Genomic DNA, 18,376 nt, shown 5'->3' with positions numbered 1-18,376 from the left:
TAACGTAACTACTTAAGACTCCCCGCCAGAAACTGCTGCAACCGCTCGCTGCGCGGCTGTTCAAATACACTGTTCGGGTCTCCCTGCTCCTCTATCCTGCCCTGATGCAGAAAAACCACCTGGTTCGACACCTGCCGGGCAAACGCCATTTCATGGGTGACCACCACCATCGTCCGGCCTTCCTCCGCCAATTGCTGCATGACTTTGAGCACCTCGCCTACCAGTTCCGGGTCCAGGGCCGAAGTGGGTTCGTCGAACAACATCACCTGGGGTTCCATGGCCAGCGCACGGGCAATGGCGACACGCTGCTGTTGGCCGCCGGAGAGCTGGACCGGATATTGGCTCTCGACCTTTTCCGCCAGGCCCACCTTCGCCAGGTAATGCCGAGCCCGCTCCAGAGCTTCCTTGCGTCCGAGACCCAACACACTCATCGGGCACTCGACAAGGTTCTCCAGCACCGTCATATGGCTCCACAGATTGAAGTGCTGAAACACCATCGACAACTGGCTGCGCATCCGCTGCAACTGCCGGGGATTGGCCGCACACAAGTCGCCCCCTGAGTTCTTGCGTGTGAGCAATTCCTCGGCATTGACAGTGATGCGTCCCGACGACGGTTGTTCGAGCAGGTTGATACAACGCAGAAAGGTACTTTTTCCAGAGCCCGAGGAGCCGATGATGCTGATCACATCACCCGCTTTAGCCTTGAGCGAGACACCCTTGAGGACTTCATGGCTGCCATAGTTTTTATGGATATCTTCAACGATCAACTTATACATTCGAGCAAATCCGCTGGGGGTCAGTGCGTCCGGGGTTTGAGGTAAGCCAGCCAATGCAGCTCGCCACATCGAAACAGCCAGATCAGGAAAAACGCGCTGCCGGCATACAACACCCCGGCAATGCCAAACGCAGTGAAAGAGGCATAGGTCGCTGAATTGACGTCCCGGGCAATCTTCAACAAATCGGGCACCGTGGCGGTGAACGCCACCGAGGTGGAGTGCAGCATCAGAATCACTTCATTGCTGAACAACGGCAGGGCCTGGCGCAACGCCGAGGGCAGGACGATCCGCCGATACAGCGTGAAACGGTTCATCCCATAAGCCCGTGCGGCCTCGATTTCGCCATGGGGAACAGCCCTGATGGCGCCGGCGAAAATCTCGGTCATGTAGGCACAGGTATTGAGCCCGAACGCCAACACCGTGCAGTTGAAGCCGTCGCGGAAAAACGCGTTGAGCAAATCCTCGGAGCGCACCACCTGCAAGCTGTACACCCCGGTGTAGAAGAACAGCAGCTGGATATACAACGGTGTACCGCGAAACACGTAGGTGTAGCACCAGACCGGCAGGCGCAACAGTGGATTGCGGCTGACGCGGGCAATCGACAATGGCACCGCCAATAAAAAGCCAATCGCCACCGCCAGGATGAGCAACCACAAGGTCACTGCCAGGCCGGAAAAATACGGCCCGTCACGCCATAAGTACGCCTGCCAGTAGTCACCGAGAATGCCCGTCATAGCGCAGCCTTCCGGACGCCCACTGAGTAGCGCTGCTCAAGCCACATCAGTACCCCATTGGACAGGGTGGTAATGGCGAGGTAGATCAGGCCGCCAACCAGGGTGAAATAAAAGAACTGCAGCGAGCCCTTGCCGGCATCCTGCGTGGCCTTGACCACATCGGTCAGGCCGATGATCGAGACCAGCGCCGTGGATTTGATCAACACCTGCCAGTTGTTGCCGATGCCCGGCAGCGCATGACGGAGCATTTGCGGGAACAGCACCTTGTGAAAGCTGTTCCAGCGGCTCATGCCATACGCCCGCGCTGCTTCCAGCTGGCCTGCCGGAACAGCCTGGAAGGCACCACGAAACGTCTCGGTAAAGTAGGCCCCGTAAATGAAGGAGAGAGTGACGACACCGGCCAGGAACGGGTCAATATCGATCTGGCCGACGCCCAGCCAATCAGTTATGCGGTTGAGCAGCATTTGCAGGCTGAAGAACAGCAACAGAATGATCACCAGATCCGGCATGCTGCGAATCAGCGTCGTATAAGCGGTGGCCAGCGCGCGCAACAAAGGGCTGGTGGACAACTTAGAACTGGCGCCGAGCAGCCCGGCCAGTACGGCGATCAACAGTGAACAGAGCGCCAGTTTGATTGTGGCCAGGGTGCCCAGCAGGATCTGCGGGCCAAAGCCTTCCAGAAGCATTTCACTCTCCTTGTTTTTATTAGGCTGAGGTGAAGGGGATGCGGTAACGGAGCGGTCCGCGCGACCGCTCCGGTCAAGGTAGCGAGAGCGTTATTTCGCGCCGTAGACGTCGAAATCAAAGTATTTCTGGTTGATACGCGCGTAAGTGCCGTTGGCCAGAATGGTTGCCAGGGCCTTGTTCAAATCTTCGCGTAACGCGACATCGTTCTTGCGCAGGCCGATGCCGTCACCGACCCCGAAAAAGGCCGGATCGTCCAGGGTCGCACCGGCAAACTCATAGTCCTTGCCCGCCGCCGTGCCGAGGAAACCGTAACTGGCTTGAATGGCGCCCTGCAGCGAAGCATCAAGGCGGCCCACCACCAGGTCGGCGTAGACCTGGTCCTGATTCTGGTACGACAGCACGTCCACGCCCTTCGAACCCCAGACGGCTTTGGCAAATGCCTCCTGGGTCGAGCCCTGCTCCACGCCAATGCGCTTGCCCTTGAGCGATTCAAGGGTCGGCAGCAGCCCCGATCCGCGCTTGACCACCAAACGTGCCGGCGCGTTGGAAACCTTGTCGGTAAAAGCGATCTGCTCCTGGCGCTTGGGGGTCACGGTCATCGACGACGCCACCGCGTCGAACTTGCGCGCCAGCAGCGCCGGGATCATCCCATCCCAGCTGCTTTCTACCCAGACACAGTGGGCTTTCAGCTCGGCGCAGAGCGCTTCGGCGATATCGACCCCGAAGCCGGTCAGGGAGCCGTCCTTGTTCTTGTATTCCAGCGGCGGGTATGTGGGATCGACACCCAGCTTCAAGGTTTTACCGGACCAGTCAGCCGCGCCAGCCAGGCTGGAAGCCGTCAGGAACACCAGGGATACAGCGGCAATCATCTTGTTCATTGTTATTTTCCTCTTCAGACCGCAGACGATTTTTTTGTACAGACTGACGCGCGAAAAGACGGCGTCTCAACTCAGGAAACGCTCGACCAACTTGACCCAGTAGCTCGCCCCGATCGGCAGACAGGCATCATTGAAGTCGTAGCCGGGGTTGTGCAACTGACAACCGCGCTCGCCCTCTCCGTTGCCAATCACCAGGTAACTGCCGGGGCATTGTTCCAGGATGAAGGCGAAGTCCTCACTCGCGGTGAAGGGCCGCAGGTTGTCGATCAATTGCTCTTCGCCCAACCAGTCCAGGGCGACTTCCCGGGCAAACGCGGTCTGCTCGGGATGGTTGATCAATACGGGATGACAATGTTGATAGTCGATCTCGGCGCGGGCACCGAAACTGGCAGCCTGTCCATTGACCAACTCGGTAATTCTGACTTCAAGCAGGTGGCGAATTTCAGGGGTCAGTGCCCGCACGCTCAAGCTCATCTGGGCGCTGGACGGGATCACATTCGACGCGCTGCCAGCGTGCAGGGAGCCCACCGTGATAATCGCCATTTCCTGTGGATTGACGTTGCGCGACACGATGCTTTGCAGCGCAATCACAATCGACGAGCAGACCAGCACTGGATCGACCGCCTTGTGCGGCACCGCGCCATGGCCACCGTTACCGAGGATGGTGATCGTCACCGTGTCGGCCGAAGCCATGAACGGCCCGCTGTAGAACCCCATGTGCCCGACGGGATAACCCGGCACGTTGTGCATGGCAAAGATCGCGTCACACGGAAAGCGTTCGAGCAAGCCCTCTTCGAGCATTTTCCGGGCACCACCGAGCCCTTCTTCGGCCGGTTGAAAGATCACTTGCAGGGTGCCATTGAACGTCCGGGTCTGTGCCAGGTGCCTGGCGGCCGTCAGCAAGGTAGCCGTATGTCCGTCGTGGCCACAGGCATGCATAACCCCGTCGATTCGGCTGGCATAGGGCAAGCCGCTGGCCTCCTGAATCGGCAGCGCATCCATGTCGGCACGCAAACCGATGGAGCGGCCTTGGCCATTTTTCAGGGTGCCGACGACGCCGGTCTTGCCGACGCCGGTGCTGACCTGAAAACCCCACTGGGTCAAACATTGAGCAACACGCTCGCTGGTGGCGAACTCTTCAAAACCCAGCTCGGGATGCGCGTGAATAGCGCGACGCAACGCGATCATTTCATCCTGTATCGCTGCAATACCTGACAGGACATGGCCGGCATCCATTGTTGTACCCCTTCGACGAGATCTGAGCGGTTGATGGGGTGGATCTTAGGGAAGCGACACTGGGCTGGGGAGACGCAGTTTGGTTATGATGACAACCATAAGTTGTCACCAGGGTGAGCAGATGAAGCTGCATCAATTACAAGCGCTGATTGCCAGCGCTGAAACCGGCAGTATCCGCGCCGCCGCGCGTTCGCTGGAAATTTCCCAGGCCGCGGTGACCAAAGCCCTGCGCGAGCTGGAAACCAGCCAGCAGCTACCACTGTTCACCCGAACGCCCAGTGGCCTGAGCTTCACCCAGTACGGCAAAGTCCTGCTGACCCACGCCCGGCTGGTGATCAAGCAGCTGGAACACGCGCAAACCGAACTCGATCACCTGCGAGGCAAGGCTCAGGGACGGCTGTGTGTCGGGGTCACACCCTGGATCGCGCTGACCTTCCTGCCTGAAGTGGTGGTGGCGTTTCGCGAACAAATGCCGGAAATCCGTCTGGAGTTGTTTGAAAGCCTGATGGCGGTGGCCCAACCGTTATTACGCGATGGCAGCATGGACTTTGCGATTGGCCAACTGCACCCGACGCAATCGAGCCAGGAGTTCGCCAGCGAAATCTTGCTGGACTACCAGACCTCGGTGCTGGTCCGACAGGGCCATGCACGCCAGGGTGCGCGATCGATTCACGAACTGCTGGAGCAGGACTGGACGCTGAACTACGCACCGGACGGGCACGATGGGCTGATGCAGGAGTTGTTCTGGCAACACGGCGCGCAGATCGATGAAAAACGCATCGTCCGTGCCCATTCGCTGGCCATTTTGCAGATGATGGTCGAGCGGGCCGATATGTGCACCTGGGGGCCATCCATAGTGAGCATTGCCCCGCCCTTTCTCGGTCGAGTGGTTTCCCTGGAGCTGAAGGAACAGTTCGAACCGAGACAACTGAGCATCGTGACACGCCGTAATGGCGCGCTGAGCAAACCGGCGCAGTGCTTCGCGGATTGCTTGTTACAGGTCATTCGGCGCCATGCCCGTTCAGCGAAGAAGGAGGACCGGCAGCTTTTTGAAACCTTACGGCTGCGGCTATGAGGCGACAGCAGAAGCACGAAAAACCCCGCCATCCTGCTTCCTGTAGGAGCCGAGCTTGCTCGCGATGAACGATAACGCGGTGAGCCTGCCAACACCCACCGCCCAAACCGGTCTCAACCGAACGTCACCCGCCTACACCGATGCCCCGCGCAACATCCCCTGCGTCAAATCATCGATCACCGCCTTGCCCATCTCGCCCAGGTAATGCGATGCCCAGGCATAGCGTTCGCCGTCGGTTTCCAGTGCGGCATCGAGGGAGAGTGCTTTGGCGCAATAGAGCAGGAGATTTCAGATGAAAGTATCACTTATTCAGGGCGACTTCATCGCGGCACCCAAGCACTAGAAGGCGTTCACTTGAGATCTACACTGCCTGGACCGGCGCTTTCGCGGGCAAGCCCGGCTCCTACAGGGTTTGTGTGTACCGAATGATTTGTGGCGCTATTCCGAATGCTTGGTTCGTGAAAACCAGGACAAACCACACGCTCTCTCCCGGACTGGACCCGGTAGTGGCACTTCAGTAGCATCACCGCCTTTCTTCCGTATCCGTCAGCCAGGGATGACCATGCCGGTTCTTTCACTTTATCCATCACGCCTGTTAACCACCACGACACTGCTGCTATCGGCGCTACTGGGAGGTTGCAGCGTCAACGGTACCTACCCGGACGCCACGGACCCAGACGCCGCCAAGCTGCGTTTCATCGCCAACACGCAAAACGCCACGCTCGATTACTTCGATGCCGAGCATTGCGATGGGCAAACCACCGGTATTCTCAACAACCTGTTGCTTGGCGATACCAAGCGACGCGCCGACATGAGCATCGCGCCGCCGGAAAACGCCAGGGGCTATCTGGAAATCAAACTCAAGCCCGAACACGAAACCCTTCTGCGGATCCATACCCAGAACGGCTATTCGGTTTGTGGCAACAGCATCAATCTCAAGCCTGAACGCAATGCCGAATACGAGCTGACCTTCGACTCCGGCAAAGGCCAGTGCAGCAGTAAGTTACAACAGGTCCGCAAGATCAATGGCAAGGAGCAGCGCAGTCCTGTCCTGATCTTTGAAAAAGGCCTCCCGGCCTGTGTCGGGCGCAATCTGATGTTCCCAAAACCACCTGAACCGTTGCCGGACACCCCCCATCGCCTGGAACTGATAGGCCGGATTATCGACAACAGTCTGATTCCAGCCATGAAACCCGACCCGGCTGAAATCGCCAAGAGCGCGTTCTCCGCGGAAAAAATCGACGGTTTGATCGCCGAGCGCAAGGCCAAGCTGGGCTTCACCCTGCCGGACGACTATTGGACCTTGTATCGCCAGAATCTCCAGGCCTTCGATGCAGAAGCGGCCCAACGCAAAGAGCGGACCTTGCAGCTTTACAAGGACGAGTACCTTCTGCGCCTGCGTCAGTTGAAGGATGAGGACCTGGAACAACGGGCGCAGCCCGAAGACAAGTCAGCCAAATCGACCAATGTGGCCGCGCTCGAACAATACAAGTCGATGACTCTCTACTATTTCGGCGCCAGCAAGCGGGTGATGCTCGAAACCATCGACCATCATCTGAAGCGGATGGCGCAGATGGATGCGCATTACGGCGTCTGCGAGCGTTACGACGATTGCTGGAGACGCTGAAGCCCGGGGCCTCGCAGCAAGGCTCACGCACGCTACTGCCGCGAGAAAAGCCCAACATTCGCTATCATCACCTATGCTTTCGGCGACCACTCCAGCGCACCGCCGCCATCTGCCGATCACAGACAAGGACGCTCCATGCCGCGCCTCTCCCCGCACATCCAGTTCTCCCTGATCACTCTCGCGTTGACCTGCGTGATCCTGCCGGCCCATGCCGCCGACAAGGTCGAACGCCGCTGCGGCTGGTTCGAAAACCCGACCGCGGCGAACGCCACCCTCACCGACCGTGACGGCACCTGGGAAATCGCGACTCAAGGCGGCTACCAGGCCGAAGGCGGCTGGCCACAGTTCAGCGATGCGCAATGGGTGCGCACCAACGGGCATTATGGCTACGGCTGTGGCTGCATGACCGCCAGCGCCGATCCCGAGACCCACCGCCTGAACCACCTGACCAATGCGGTCGCCCGCCCACTGGCTGCCTGCCGCAACGATACCACCTTGCACGAGCCGGCCAATCCGCTGGCGCCACGGCCACCCGAGGTGCCGGCCTCAGCCAAAAGCATGAAGCCCTACCAGGCCGCGGGCTTCAGCTTCAACTATCCGAAGGGCTGGAAGGTCAGCCAGAACAAGGAATGCCTGAACCTCAATCAGCCAAAGACTCAGACCAACGAGGAATACACTCTCAACCTCTGTGTCCAGCACGGCACGCTGCAACAGGCCGCCGACAGCATGATCTTTTCCCAGGAAGACGGCGTCTGGATGCGTAGCGCCGGCATGGACTCGCCCAGCCCCGTCGACATCATCGAAGGCCCGGGCTGGAAAGGCATGCAAACGACCCAGACCTGTGGCGTCGGCGATGAAGAGACCGGCTTTCACGCCGCCGGCGGTACCTGCCTGATGGCGATCGTCTACAACGACAAGACGCAGTTGCTGTTCGATACCGTGGGTTACTACCAGGACTTCGACACGATTGGCGCGATCATTCGCTCGGTTCGATTTGACCAGAAGCAGTAGAAAATACGCCCCCCTAAGGTGATGCCCAGTGACTGCAACAGATCCGCGAGCGGCTCACGCCCCCGAAATCGGCAATGTTTTTAAACCACTGGGGGTTTGAATATGCGCGATCAAAAACGGAGTTGACGTATTTTTGAGCGCATGAAGATAAACCGGCCCCGAAAAGTTTATGGCCGTCAGCACCGCTTTGATTTTTTCCGGATCAGTATGGAAGACATCCAAAGCCACGAGAGAACAGCCTTTGTCTTGCATTGTGCTCGCGGGATGAGTCGCCTGTTCCCATTGGATCAGGGTCGGGGCAGAGCCTCCCAAAGGCAGGCGGCCGTCCGCAGGTATGGTTATCTGCCAAGACAACGCTCCTCTGGTCATGGGCTCGACATCCCCGACGATGTCGTGGCAGGAAGCGCTGGCGGCTTGGATATCATCGGTTCGCGCAACCCATGTCGCCAGGCGCGCCGGTGAGTCGGGCGCAAGTTGATCAAGGCCGAACCAGCGAGGCCGGCTGGGGCGTTCAGCCGATGGGTCCGCCGCAATCACTTCCAGATAAAGCTCAGGGCCAAGGCGGAGCAACCGGTTATGGGTGCCCATACGTGGATGGGCACCGCCCGGTTGAAGGTCGACGCCCAGAACGCCAGTGACGAACGCACAGCCGGTATCGAGGTCCGGCGCCACCACAGCCAGGTGATCGATAGTACTTTTCACACACGCACCGCCTTGATGATTTTGTGCAGAGGAGCAATGGTATTCGAACAACGCATCAGCACCGGTTTTCAACGCTATTTTTTCCTTAGCGGCAGGAAGTAGCTGCCCCACTCGATAGCCATGAGAACCAGATTGATGCCATCGCGGAACAACAAGCTGCCGACAGCCCGTCGTACCTCCTTCGCGCTGATACGGCCGCGGGCGATGTCGAGGCGGGCAAAGCTGTGGATGTGGCGAATGACATCGAACGCCATAAGCCCCGAGGCAGCCAGAAAATAGAAAATCCGCTGCCAGTAGGGTATGCCCAGTGATCGCAGAAGATCCGTGGTGACGTGCTGGTGCGCCACTTCTTCGGCGCAGTGCCATCGCCATAGGCGTGTCTGTGACGACTCCTTGAGCGAGAGCAGGCCGTCTCTACGCAAGGCGGCTTTGGACATGACCGCTGTCACGTGCTCGAACGCGGCCGCCAATGCCAGCTGCGCATTGAGTGACAATTTTGATCGAAGGGTCTCAAGATCCTTTTCGATCATGTGCTCGAACTTCTTGACTTCAAACCCCTGCTCTTCCAGTTGCTCGTTGTACCGCCGGTGCGCTCGCTGATGAGCCTGCTCCTCTGCCACGAAGCGACGCGAATGTTCGGCAAGAAGCGAAGTCTGTTGCAGTTGCAAAGCCGATGACTCCACCACCGCAATCACGAATTGCTCACCCGCAGGAAGCAGGACCGAACAAGCATCGAACAGGTAGGTCCTGATCGAGGTGTCGTTCCAGTAGGGCTTGAAAGCGCTGGCCTCGCCGCTAGGGTCGGACGCCGATTGTTCGAGATAATCCATGCGTCAATGCCTCACAAATGTACCAGGGTACCGGCGGCGGCGATCTCACGGAGCAACCCTGAGAAATAGCCATGCGTGATATGTGCCTGGCGGGGATGCATCTCACCCTTCCTCAGCGCGTCATGCACCTGCCTGAGGCGAAAGCCCGGCACCGCGGGATACAAGTGATGTTCGGCATGAAAGCCAACACCGTGGGGGGCAACCAACAGGCGCTCCCACCACGTGGCAATCACCGTACGGGAGGATCCGGGAACGGAGTGCGGTATAGCGAAATGCTCGGCCACATCGCGCCAATACAGCAACGCCATCAACACGGTAAACAGGGGCAGGAACCAGTACACCAAGGCCGCCAGCCAGAGGTGGAACCCGGTGAAAATCACCACGCACAGAACGGCGAAGATCCATTGGCGATACCGCGTGCCAGGCGGACATTGCGACGCCATTTTCGAAGTCACCAGGGCCGTTCTCAACTCATGGATACCGTACAGCCCCATGCAGTGTTTCAGCAACAGAACGAGTATGTTGGACGCCGATTTGGGAAACGTGAAACGGTCCTGCCCCCGACACGAAACCCAGTTGGGATCGCGCTCGGTCGCGGTATGCAGATGGTGCGCGGTGTGGTCGCGACGAAACCCGAAGATCGTGATGGTGAACGGGATTGCTGTCAGGAAGTCACCCAGCGTGTCGTTGAGAACAGGGCGCGTCCGGCTGAACTGCCGGTGTGAAAACTCATGCATCAGAATGAGTAAGGCATGTTGCCTTGTACCAATGAACACCACGGCCAACAGCGTGGCCCAAATCGTCTCTGCGTAGATCGCCAGACCCGCCGCACACAGGATAAGTAGCCACTCCAATACCGTGGTGGCGAGTAATCGCAACGGCGCGGTTTTACCCCACGCCAACAACTGGGCGCGCGCCACGGTGCCGATACGATCCCTGGTCCCAGCCGTTTTTGTGCACAGCGGCTCGATAGTTGCGTTTGTCATGGCTTACTTCCAGAGTCGGGGACCGAGTTTCATCCAGGTCGTAAAGAAGGTGGCCAGGTCCATCGAGTTGCCTGGCTTGCTTTTGGCCAGCACCATCGATTGAGCGTGCGCCTGGAACCAGCGGGTGGCCGGAGCGCAATGGTGAGTGCGATGCAGCGAGCGATGCAGGACAAGCCAGGACAGCGGTCCTGGCAGATACAAATCCATCGCGATGTCAGAGGGCGCCCGGCGCGAACCTTTAGCCGAGATGGGTACGCCATAGTGCTCGGCCTGCGTCAGCCAGAAATCCATCCAGGCAGAAATGCAGTACGGGAGCAGATAGGCGCATATAACTTGCCGAGGAACCTCATGGAGGCCTAAAGCCAACACCGCAGCGAAAACGACGAGCAAGGCATTGTTCCAGCGCCAGCGCCAGACCACTGGAGCGGACAGGTAGCGTCGGCAAAGTCGATTGATGGAGACGGCAACCCACAGTTGCTCCACGGCCCCCAGCAGACAGATCAGGCGCGTTCGCCATGACTGTTCGTACAACAACCCTTCGGGATCATCGTCCTGGCATGCTTTACGATGGTGTTCGAAGTGAAAGTAACGAAAGGCCACGAAGTTGACGGCAAAAATGGCCGCCACGAACACACCCACTGCCTCGTTGAGACGCGTGCCAACGAGGAACTGGCGATGCGCACACTGATGCTTGGCCTCCTGGGCGCCCAGTATCAGGATCGCCTGGAGCACGATCAGCGGAGCAACGGCCAACCAGCTGGAAATCTCAGGGCCGGCGAGCCAGGCAATCGCGGCCGTATTCAAGACACACAGGAGCATGAACAGGTAGCTGGGCAAGTTGGAGCGCGATGGTGTGTTTTCCTCGCCGGAAGCCCCTGTACCCGTCAGCAGATGCCAAAAACGCCTGCTGCGAGCGAGCGGGCGTGATGCGTCTTCCAGCGCCGCGGAAACGTTCATAAGCATACGAAGAGCAGTTTTTTCATACGCTGCAGCCACGGCAGCGGAACTCTTTTCCAAATAAAGGAAAGACCGGAGAGTGGCACTTTACCGACGATCAGCACACCGAAATCGAGCGAAGACTCATGTGGAAAATAGTTGTCCCTGACCGCGACGATCTTGCGAAAGCCCTTGTTGAAGTAATACCGCAGTTGCGGATCCAACGGTAAACCCTTGTGTTCACCTCGCACATATTGCGCAACGGGAAGATCCGGATTTTTCGAAGTCCAGTGACGAAGACCCGGAACCGGAGAACCCAGATAGATGTCCGACCATCCGGCTTTCAGCGCATGAGGCCAAAAGAACTCGAAAATAGCTTCCACCGCCTTCGGATCGACACTACTCAGGCTGATGCCAAACAGCGCACCGGTGTTTGCCGACTCATCGCCGTGCCGTTTTCTTGCACAATCTTCCCACGTTGAGCATTTGCGCATGATGTCGTGCTGGGTCGGCTTCATGAACAACGACGCCAGCACAGTCCCCGTGAGCGTGCAAAAAGCACCGAGACTCAAGGCCGGGAAAGCGGCGATCCGCGACGCCAGCATGGTGGCCTCGGCGCGCTGCTCGCCTTCCCATTTCTGCTGTTCAAGTTCAAGTAACGAGGGAATATCGGCGGGAGATAGAAATCGAACATTTATTACAGTTTCATTGGAGGTTCTGTAAGCCCCCACTGCATTTTTTTCCCGCCAACGATCAGAGTCTTTTACAATCGCACTTCTTAAGACAGCTCTGGTCTTGGCAATAGATAACATCGCGTATTCGACTCACAGATTGAATGGGAAATGAATCTATCCATGTCAATCTACTTCGCCTATATGAATATCTGATGACGAGGTTAAAAATATCGAGTACGAAAATAATAACCGAACAATCGTACCAAAAAAAATAGAATCAAAACCCACCCAACATTTCGTAACTTTCAGCCCGAGCTAATTAAATTTTCCATGACAACAAAGCCTTGCACGGTCTATTGGCATTAACAGACTAAGTATCCACCGGCTCTGCGCGCCCAGTCGCCTCACGCGACTCACGCAATTGCCTCTTCAAGGTGCGCAACGGCGGCGCATACAGAAAGCCAAATGACACGCTGTTCTTACGCCCTTTCACCGCATGGTGCAGTAGGTGCGCCTGATGCAAACGCTTCAAGTAACCATGACGGGGTCTTGGCCGAAAGGGCCAATAGCGGTGGACGATGCCATCATGCACCACGACATAGATGATCCCGAACGCCGCCACCCCAGCGCCGATCCACTGCAGGGGGTCGTACCCGCTATTGCCCATTACGATCAGCGTGATGGCCACCGCCGCCAATACCAGCAGGTAGATGTCGTTGGTCTCGAAGGCGCCCAGGCGCTCCTCGTGATGGGAACGGTGCAGAAACCAGCCCCAGCCGTGCATGACGTACTTGTGCGCAAGATAGCCGACCCCTTCCATGGCCATCAGGGTGCAGAGAAACAGGGCAACGTGGGTGATCATGGAACGCCGTGAGCTCGCAGGTACGTCGAAAAGGCGGCCGGAAAATAATTGAGCCGTGCTCAAGCATACCTCGGTAGGCAGGCAAATCGAATGCGCCGAGTGATTCGGCGTCCGACTTTCTCAAGGGGTGCTGGCTTTGGCGAGGAAGGAGACGACCCAATAGCCGCCCTGGGATCTGAATCAAAACCCGCCCCGACCGAAGCCGAGGCGGGCCACTTCAATAACCCTTACCGCTGATTATCGTAGTGATCCCGTAGAAACTCATACAGGTGATAAACCCGTAACAAGTTGACTACGAGGCTCCAGGTACGTCGAAGGATCTTGGACATACATTGGCCCCCAAAGTGGGCCAAACCTCCAGCATGCTTACCGGAACACGCATGCCTTCGAGAACTACGTTATCAGTCTCTGTGAGGCGGCCAGGCTAATGGCCCCCTGAGCCAATCCGGCACGGTTTACTAAGCCGTGTCAGGAGGTCCAAAATGCGCGCGCTGGCTTGACCACTTCAAAAAGTCTTTTTAACGAAAGAGCCAGAGAACCATACCCCAGCTCGAATATGGAATTAAAAGTAAAAAGTATTACTTACCCGAAAAACTTTAATCAAAAAATTTCAGGACTTCGCCACCGCTAAACACTTAGAAACATAATGAGCTGTTACCAGATTTGCGTAATAAACATGATTTCAGTAAAGTGAAGGCTCGTTATCAGTCTCTGTGAGATGAGCAAGCTGGCTCCACATCAGGCTTGCGGAAAAAACCACCCTACTAAGGTGGTTTTTTTTCGCCTCGATTTATCTGGCAGCAGCCACATCGCAGCTCGCTCCCCTCAAAACCAGGGCATGCCCGAAGGCGCCGCATCAGCCCAACGACCATCGCAAGCAAACGTATTCGTAGTAAATATCGAGAGGGTAAGGCACAACAGCTATACAGACAGGGCTTTCGTCAGTCGAACAGGAGCACCCAACGTGCCCCTGCCCATCGACGCTAACGCCGACAACCGCCCCGGACTGACTCAAGTCCAGGGTCAGCGACTCAGAACCAGCCGCGTTTACCGACCACATAAGTCTGCTCGAAGTCTTCTTCGGACTTGATCAGGTAAATAATGAATTCGACAAAGGCGACGATGCTGATCACGATCGACGGGATACCCAGCAGCAGCCAACCGAACAGGAACACCAGCAACATGATCACGCCCTGGACGTTGTAGCCCAGGTAGAACTTGTGCACGCCAAAAGCACCGAGGAAGAACGCCAGCAGGGCCGCCGGGATCTTCTTCGAGTTGCCGCTCGCCGCAGCGCCGTCGGCGAAGATGGCTTCGGCAAACGCACCATTGCCAGCGAAGTCGACGCGGGTGCCCGCCTTGGGCAGCACCGCAGCCTTCCACTCGACCACGTCGAAGGTGTAACGGTTGCCGTCATCACCGGAAATAATGCCGTTACGAGTGTTGGCGTCGTAACTCAGGATCTTGCCTTTCATTTACAGCTCCTTGGAAAGTACGGGACAGGGAACGCGAGATAGTGGCTAGGGGATTAATGGCAGGGAGAACACTTTTACCGGACAACCTGCACCGGCGCGAACGTTCCATCGACAATCGACGGACGGAGGCCGTCGACATCAATCAATACGGTCGGGGGGCTTTTTCAGGTTTGAGTAGTAAGACCGACAGGCCATCGCTCGTCCTTGAAAAGTGACTGCTGGACCAGACTGAAGGATCAGCCTGTCATCGGCAGTTTCACTGCATCTTCCTTAACCGCTATGAAGGCCTGAGTCGCTGGCGCGTGGAGAGGGCCAGAAGCAGAGGGCTTTGGGCTGGAAAGCTACTATTTCGCTGGCGCGGCGTCTAGGGGGAACAGGAAGGAATAAATCATCGTAGGAAAAAGCACAGCAACTGCGAGGATAAAGCGCGGGCCCCGGAGGTCCCGCGCTTCATTCATCAGAATGCGATACCGACCTTGGCACCGAACTCGTCAATCTTGAGTTTGGTGTTGTCCGCCAGATCGGAATCACCGTCCAGTTTGAACTCGGTGTGGGTGTAATAAACGCCCGCGACAATCGGCAACGAACTTTGTGGGTTGAACAGGAAGTTCACTTCGGCATAGGGGTTGGTATGGTCCTTCAGGTCCACTGTATCGGAGCCCTCGCCGGCGACCCTGATCTGCGCCTCGCTGCCAATGCTGCGTCGTACACCCGCCTCGATGCGCATCGTCGCGGCATCGAACTGATGGTTATAGCCCAGCGCGGCCTTGGCAAACGGCGAACGGCTGGTGAGCTTGACGTCGTAGTCCGCGGAGTCAGGCTCGTAGCGCGTCCAGCGGTAACCACCACCCACGATCACGTCGAAGAAGTTGTGCGAGTCCAGCGCCGCACGCCAGCCCAGGTCGAGGTCGCCCTGGCCGTCCTTGAGTTTGTTGTCATCATTCTTGCCGTACTTCACTTCGACACCCGCCTGGTAGATAAGGCCGGATTCAGCGGTCATCTTGTTGCCGAAGTTGTAGAACAGGCCAGCAGTGGGCATATGGCTTTTCTCTGACTGGCTGCCACCCTCCAGCTTGAAGTGGCTGTAGCTGCCCAGGACACCGAATTGGGAAATCGGATCGGTGGAGGGCGCCGCCATCGCGACCATCGGGCTGGCAATCACCGCCAGGGCCGAGGATTTGATGAACAGGTGAGTCAGACGATTGAACATGAACACTACTCCATTAGGGTATAAACGTGAAGAATCCGGGAATCTATGAACAGGAAACTGATGATTTAGTTCAAAAAATACTCACTTAACGTTCATATTTTCTTCACCTTGTCGATTCAGGCAAAAAACACCGCGCGAGCGTCTACCCGGCGGCACGCCAGACAGAGGCCAATATTCGAGGTTGAATCACGAGGGACGCGCAGTCGACGTTTCACCCCCCGTCAGCGTGGGCGCTCAAACCAAAGACCGACCCATCATCCGCGTCAGGATCGCCAAAGGATTGGACTGGGGGTCGTACTGTTTGTCAGCGGGTATATGCAGAGTCTGCTCGAGCATGTACTGGCCCGACATGACCGCATGCGGTACCTGGTCCGAGAAGCACACCCAAACCGAGCCCGCGGCGAATGGCATGGTCACTTGCTCGGCGGCTTCCTGATAGACCGGGTCGCCTTTCATGCCGTCATGCAACTGCAACATCAAGTGATCATATTCGCTGCGATATGACTTGGTGATACGCAACGCCTTCAGCAAGCCAGCTTGCCAAGCCACATACGGTTTGGCCCGTGGCAGGAACTTCGCGGCGACCGTTTCGAAAGGCTCGCCGACACGCCACACGCGCGGAACCCCCTCGGGGTTGATGTTGCTGAACACCCGCAGAATGCGCTCGCCATAGTTGGGACGCGAAGGAAAGGCATCGACATGCAGGCGGCGGTCATCGGCGCGCCAGGACTGGGCACGGGTCTCGACCTGCATCGGACGGTAGCTGGTAGGGGCCAGGCGCAAGGCACCTTGGTAGCGGGGCAGCAGCGAGTACACCAGCGTCTGCGCCTGCTCACGGAAACGGCCGATCATCTCGCTCAGCGTTTGTTGCTCAGCGGCATCGCCTTCTGCGCCCTTGAGCTGATTATTCGCATCCAGGCTGATATTACGTGCCTTGGGCGAGCGAATGTCCGGACGGAGCAAGGACTTCTCTTCTTCCCGCAGTTCAAATGACAACCGTGGGAAATAAAGCACCTTGCCCGCCTCCAACGCAGCTATCCATTGCGCGTTTACTTCAGGCATCCGCCAATCGGCGAAATCGATGCCTATGATCTGAGAATCCATTTCCTCAGGGGGCCTCTTTGGGGAGTAGGCCTACAATGATGCGGCGATCCGACTGGCCATTGCAACGTTTTGTTACCTTCGATTACAAGATGCCTCGCCCAAGAAGGCTCAGCTAGACACCCCGACGCCCAGGCAACGCGGGGACCGGCAAGCCCCCGCGCGTCCTGATACCGCCGACGGCTAACAGGTTTTCATCTTCGCCAGACGAGTGCTTCTGAACTCATCCGCCACGCTGAACTGCAAAATGGCCGCGCCCTCCTGGGAATGCATCAGCCACAGGTTGTAGTCACCGGCACTGTTCATGACCAATTTATAGTGCGTCGCCTGCCACATCCTGCTCATGACTTCTTGTGACGGGGCCTTGTAAAGTTCACAAAAACTGCCTTCGACATCGCATTGAGGATCCGCGCTCAGGCCATCAAATACGACACGTAGACGCCCCTCCTCCGCACTGCCGTCTTCTTCTGGGTGAAAGGCGCCGATGATTTTCCCGGCATGACCTGCTTCACTATAAAAACAGGTTATTTCGCCGATAAAATCATGCCCCGCCAGTACCTGAAAATACGGCCACATTTCATCCGGCCATTCAAAAGTATCGAGCATGGGCAGAAATAAATACTTACCGATCAGGTCATTGAATGTCATAACACGCCCTCCTTTGGCATGAATCCAAACTATAGCCTCCTGAAATATTCCTTCGCCGTTAGTGTATTAACGACTGTTTCAAGAAAGTGGCTCTGGTACCGGCCAATCGCCTCATGCCTCCAGCTGTACGACTTCAATGCCCAGGCGCCGATATGCCTGGATATCTTCCGGCACCACAAAGTGCTCGGTGAACAGGGTCTGCAAGCGCGTACAAGGCGCCACCACAAACGGTTCCACCGCCCCCAGCTTGTCCGCCGTGGTCACCGCGACCACCTGCGAGGCGCTGTCGAGCATGGCCTGTTTCACGGCGATTTCGTCGTAATGCAGCGAAGTAATCCCCATCTCCGGGTGAATCGCGCAGACGCCGGTAAACAGCAGGTCGGCCTTGACGCCCTGGATCAGCCGGACCGCCTCGTGCCCGCCCGAGGCCATGGTCGTCGGGTTGAGCTTGCCGCCCGCGAGGATCACGGTGATCCCCGGATGCTCGGCCAGGGTCATGGCGATCATCGGCGAACAGGTAACGGCGGTGATCGACAACCCGGACGGCAGCGACTGGGCGATCTGCAAGGTGGTGGTGCCGGAGTCGAACAGCACGATCTGCCCTTCCTCGACCCGACGTGCGGCCATCTGCGCCAGGCGGGTTTTCACTTCGTTGGGTTCGGCGATGCGGGTGAAATAATCCTTGCCGGTATCCTTGGGACGCGGCAATGCGCCGCCATGCACCCGCTGCAACAACCCGGCCTGGGCGAGCTCGGCGAGGTCGCGGCGAATGGTGTCTTCCGACACCGCGAAATGCTCGCCCAACTCCGAAGCCATGACCTTACCGTCCCGTTCGAGCAATAACAGGATCTTTTGCCGCCGCAGGTGCGGCAGTTCCGATGCTTGATGAACGCTTTGCATGTTTATGCCTGAGTTTGCATGTTTATGC

General features: G+C 57.6%; 19 protein-coding genes and 1 pseudogene. 3 read left to right on the top strand and 17 right to left on the bottom strand.

The annotated features are described in order from the left end of the window. Positions 1–8: 8 nt before the first annotated feature. From AC07T0_RS08340 to AC07T0_RS08320, 5 genes are all read right to left on the bottom strand, one after another. A complete protein-coding gene (locus AC07T0_RS08340) occupies positions 9–776 on the bottom strand; it encodes an ABC transporter ATP-binding protein (RefSeq protein WP_495000705.1) in 768 nt (255 codons plus the stop codon). 20 nt (positions 777–796) lie between these two features. Then, the gene (locus AC07T0_RS08335) at positions 797–1,510 is read right to left on the bottom strand and encodes an ABC transporter permease (protein WP_495000704.1); all 714 of its coding nucleotides are present in this window, start codon (positions 1,508–1,510) and stop codon (positions 797–799) included. Then, complete coding sequence (locus tag AC07T0_RS08330; RefSeq protein ID WP_495000703.1) at positions 1,507–2,196, bottom strand: ABC transporter permease; 690 nt, start codon at positions 2,194–2,196, stop codon at positions 1,507–1,509. The genes AC07T0_RS08335 and AC07T0_RS08330 overlap by 4 nt, the downstream gene beginning before the upstream one ends. 90 nt (positions 2,197–2,286) lie before the next feature. Next, complete coding sequence (locus AC07T0_RS08325) at positions 2,287–3,075, bottom strand: ABC transporter substrate-binding protein (RefSeq protein WP_495000702.1); 789 nt, start codon at positions 3,073–3,075, stop codon at positions 2,287–2,289. 66 nt (positions 3,076–3,141) lie between these two features. Continuing rightward, complete coding sequence (locus tag AC07T0_RS08320) at positions 3,142–4,311, bottom strand: M20 aminoacylase family protein (protein ID WP_495000701.1); 1,170 nt, start codon at positions 4,309–4,311, stop codon at positions 3,142–3,144. Between the two features lie 85 nt (positions 4,312–4,396). On the opposite strand from AC07T0_RS08320, the gene AC07T0_RS08315 reads away from it, so the two are divergent. After that, positions 4,397–5,386, top strand: coding sequence for a LysR family transcriptional regulator (locus AC07T0_RS08315; RefSeq protein WP_495000700.1), 990 nt, complete (start codon positions 4,397–4,399; stop codon positions 5,384–5,386). A 132-nt stretch (positions 5,387–5,518) separates the two neighbouring features. Here AC07T0_RS08315 and AC07T0_RS08310 read toward each other — a convergent pair. Further along, positions 5,519–5,674 (bottom strand): annotated as a pseudogene (locus tag AC07T0_RS08310) (DUF3077 domain-containing protein); the annotation flags it as partial. A gap of 274 nt (positions 5,675–5,948) precedes the next feature. Between AC07T0_RS08310 and AC07T0_RS08305 the strand changes: the two are divergent. Continuing rightward, entirely contained in the window at positions 5,949–7,013 is a 1,065-nt protein-coding gene (locus AC07T0_RS08305) for a hypothetical protein (RefSeq protein WP_495000699.1), read from the top strand. Positions 7,014–7,148: 135 nt separating this feature from the next. After that, positions 7,149–8,024 (top strand): DUF4087 domain-containing protein, encoded by an 876-nt coding sequence (locus AC07T0_RS08300; protein WP_495000698.1) that lies wholly within the window; start codon positions 7,149–7,151, stop codon positions 8,022–8,024. A 54-nt stretch (positions 8,025–8,078) separates the two neighbouring features. Here the strand turns inward: AC07T0_RS08300 and AC07T0_RS08295 are convergent, their stop codons facing one another. From AC07T0_RS08295 to AC07T0_RS08245, 11 genes are all read right to left on the bottom strand, one after another. Further along, the gene (locus tag AC07T0_RS08295; protein WP_495000697.1) at positions 8,079–8,798 is read right to left on the bottom strand and encodes a VOC family protein; all 720 of its coding nucleotides are present in this window, start codon (positions 8,796–8,798) and stop codon (positions 8,079–8,081) included. Positions 8,799–8,800: 2 nt separating this feature from the next. Then, a complete protein-coding gene (locus tag AC07T0_RS08290; protein WP_495000696.1) occupies positions 8,801–9,556 on the bottom strand; it encodes a metal-dependent hydrolase in 756 nt (251 codons plus the stop codon). Between the two features lie 11 nt (positions 9,557–9,567). After that, entirely contained in the window at positions 9,568–10,542 is a 975-nt protein-coding gene (locus AC07T0_RS08285) for a fatty acid desaturase family protein (protein ID WP_495000695.1), read from the bottom strand. Positions 10,543–10,545: 3 nt separating this feature from the next. Further along, positions 10,546–11,499, bottom strand: a complete 954-nt coding sequence (locus AC07T0_RS08280; RefSeq protein ID WP_495000694.1) for a fatty acid desaturase family protein — start codon at positions 11,497–11,499, stop codon at positions 10,546–10,548. Continuing rightward, positions 11,496–12,290, bottom strand: coding sequence for a hypothetical protein (locus AC07T0_RS08275; protein WP_495000693.1), 795 nt, complete (start codon positions 12,288–12,290; stop codon positions 11,496–11,498). Before AC07T0_RS08275 ends, AC07T0_RS08280 begins: the two co-directional genes overlap by 4 nt. 232 nt (positions 12,291–12,522) lie before the next feature. Then, the gene (locus tag AC07T0_RS08270) at positions 12,523–13,014 is read right to left on the bottom strand and encodes a sterol desaturase family protein (protein WP_495000692.1); all 492 of its coding nucleotides are present in this window, start codon (positions 13,012–13,014) and stop codon (positions 12,523–12,525) included. A gap of 1,031 nt (positions 13,015–14,045) precedes the next feature. Continuing rightward, a complete protein-coding gene (locus AC07T0_RS08265) occupies positions 14,046–14,489 on the bottom strand; it encodes a TM2 domain-containing protein (RefSeq protein WP_495000691.1) in 444 nt (147 codons plus the stop codon). A 457-nt stretch (positions 14,490–14,946) separates the two neighbouring features. Continuing rightward, on the bottom strand, positions 14,947–15,699 hold the full coding sequence (locus tag AC07T0_RS08260; RefSeq protein ID WP_495000690.1) for a putative outer membrane beta-barrel protein: 753 nt from the start codon (positions 15,697–15,699) through the stop codon (positions 14,947–14,949). Positions 15,700–15,933: 234 nt separating this feature from the next. Further along, positions 15,934–16,803 carry a Kdo hydroxylase KdoO gene (kdoO, locus tag AC07T0_RS08255; RefSeq protein WP_495000689.1) on the bottom strand — a complete coding sequence of 290 codons (870 nt, stop codon included), beginning with the start codon at positions 16,801–16,803 and terminating at the stop codon, positions 15,934–15,936. Positions 16,804–16,983: 180 nt separating this feature from the next. Then, on the bottom strand, positions 16,984–17,448 hold the full coding sequence (locus AC07T0_RS08250; RefSeq protein WP_495000688.1) for a hypothetical protein: 465 nt from the start codon (positions 17,446–17,448) through the stop codon (positions 16,984–16,986). Between the two features lie 111 nt (positions 17,449–17,559). Continuing rightward, the gene (locus tag AC07T0_RS08245; RefSeq protein ID WP_495000687.1) at positions 17,560–18,348 is read right to left on the bottom strand and encodes a DeoR/GlpR family DNA-binding transcription regulator; all 789 of its coding nucleotides are present in this window, start codon (positions 18,346–18,348) and stop codon (positions 17,560–17,562) included. Positions 18,349–18,376: the final 28 nt, after the last annotated feature.

The organism is Pseudomonas sp. GW821-FHT04D07 (assembly GCF_059420225.1).
The sequence above is the reverse complement of the archived record's forward strand: the minus strand, read 5'-3'. Positions and strand labels throughout refer to the sequence as shown.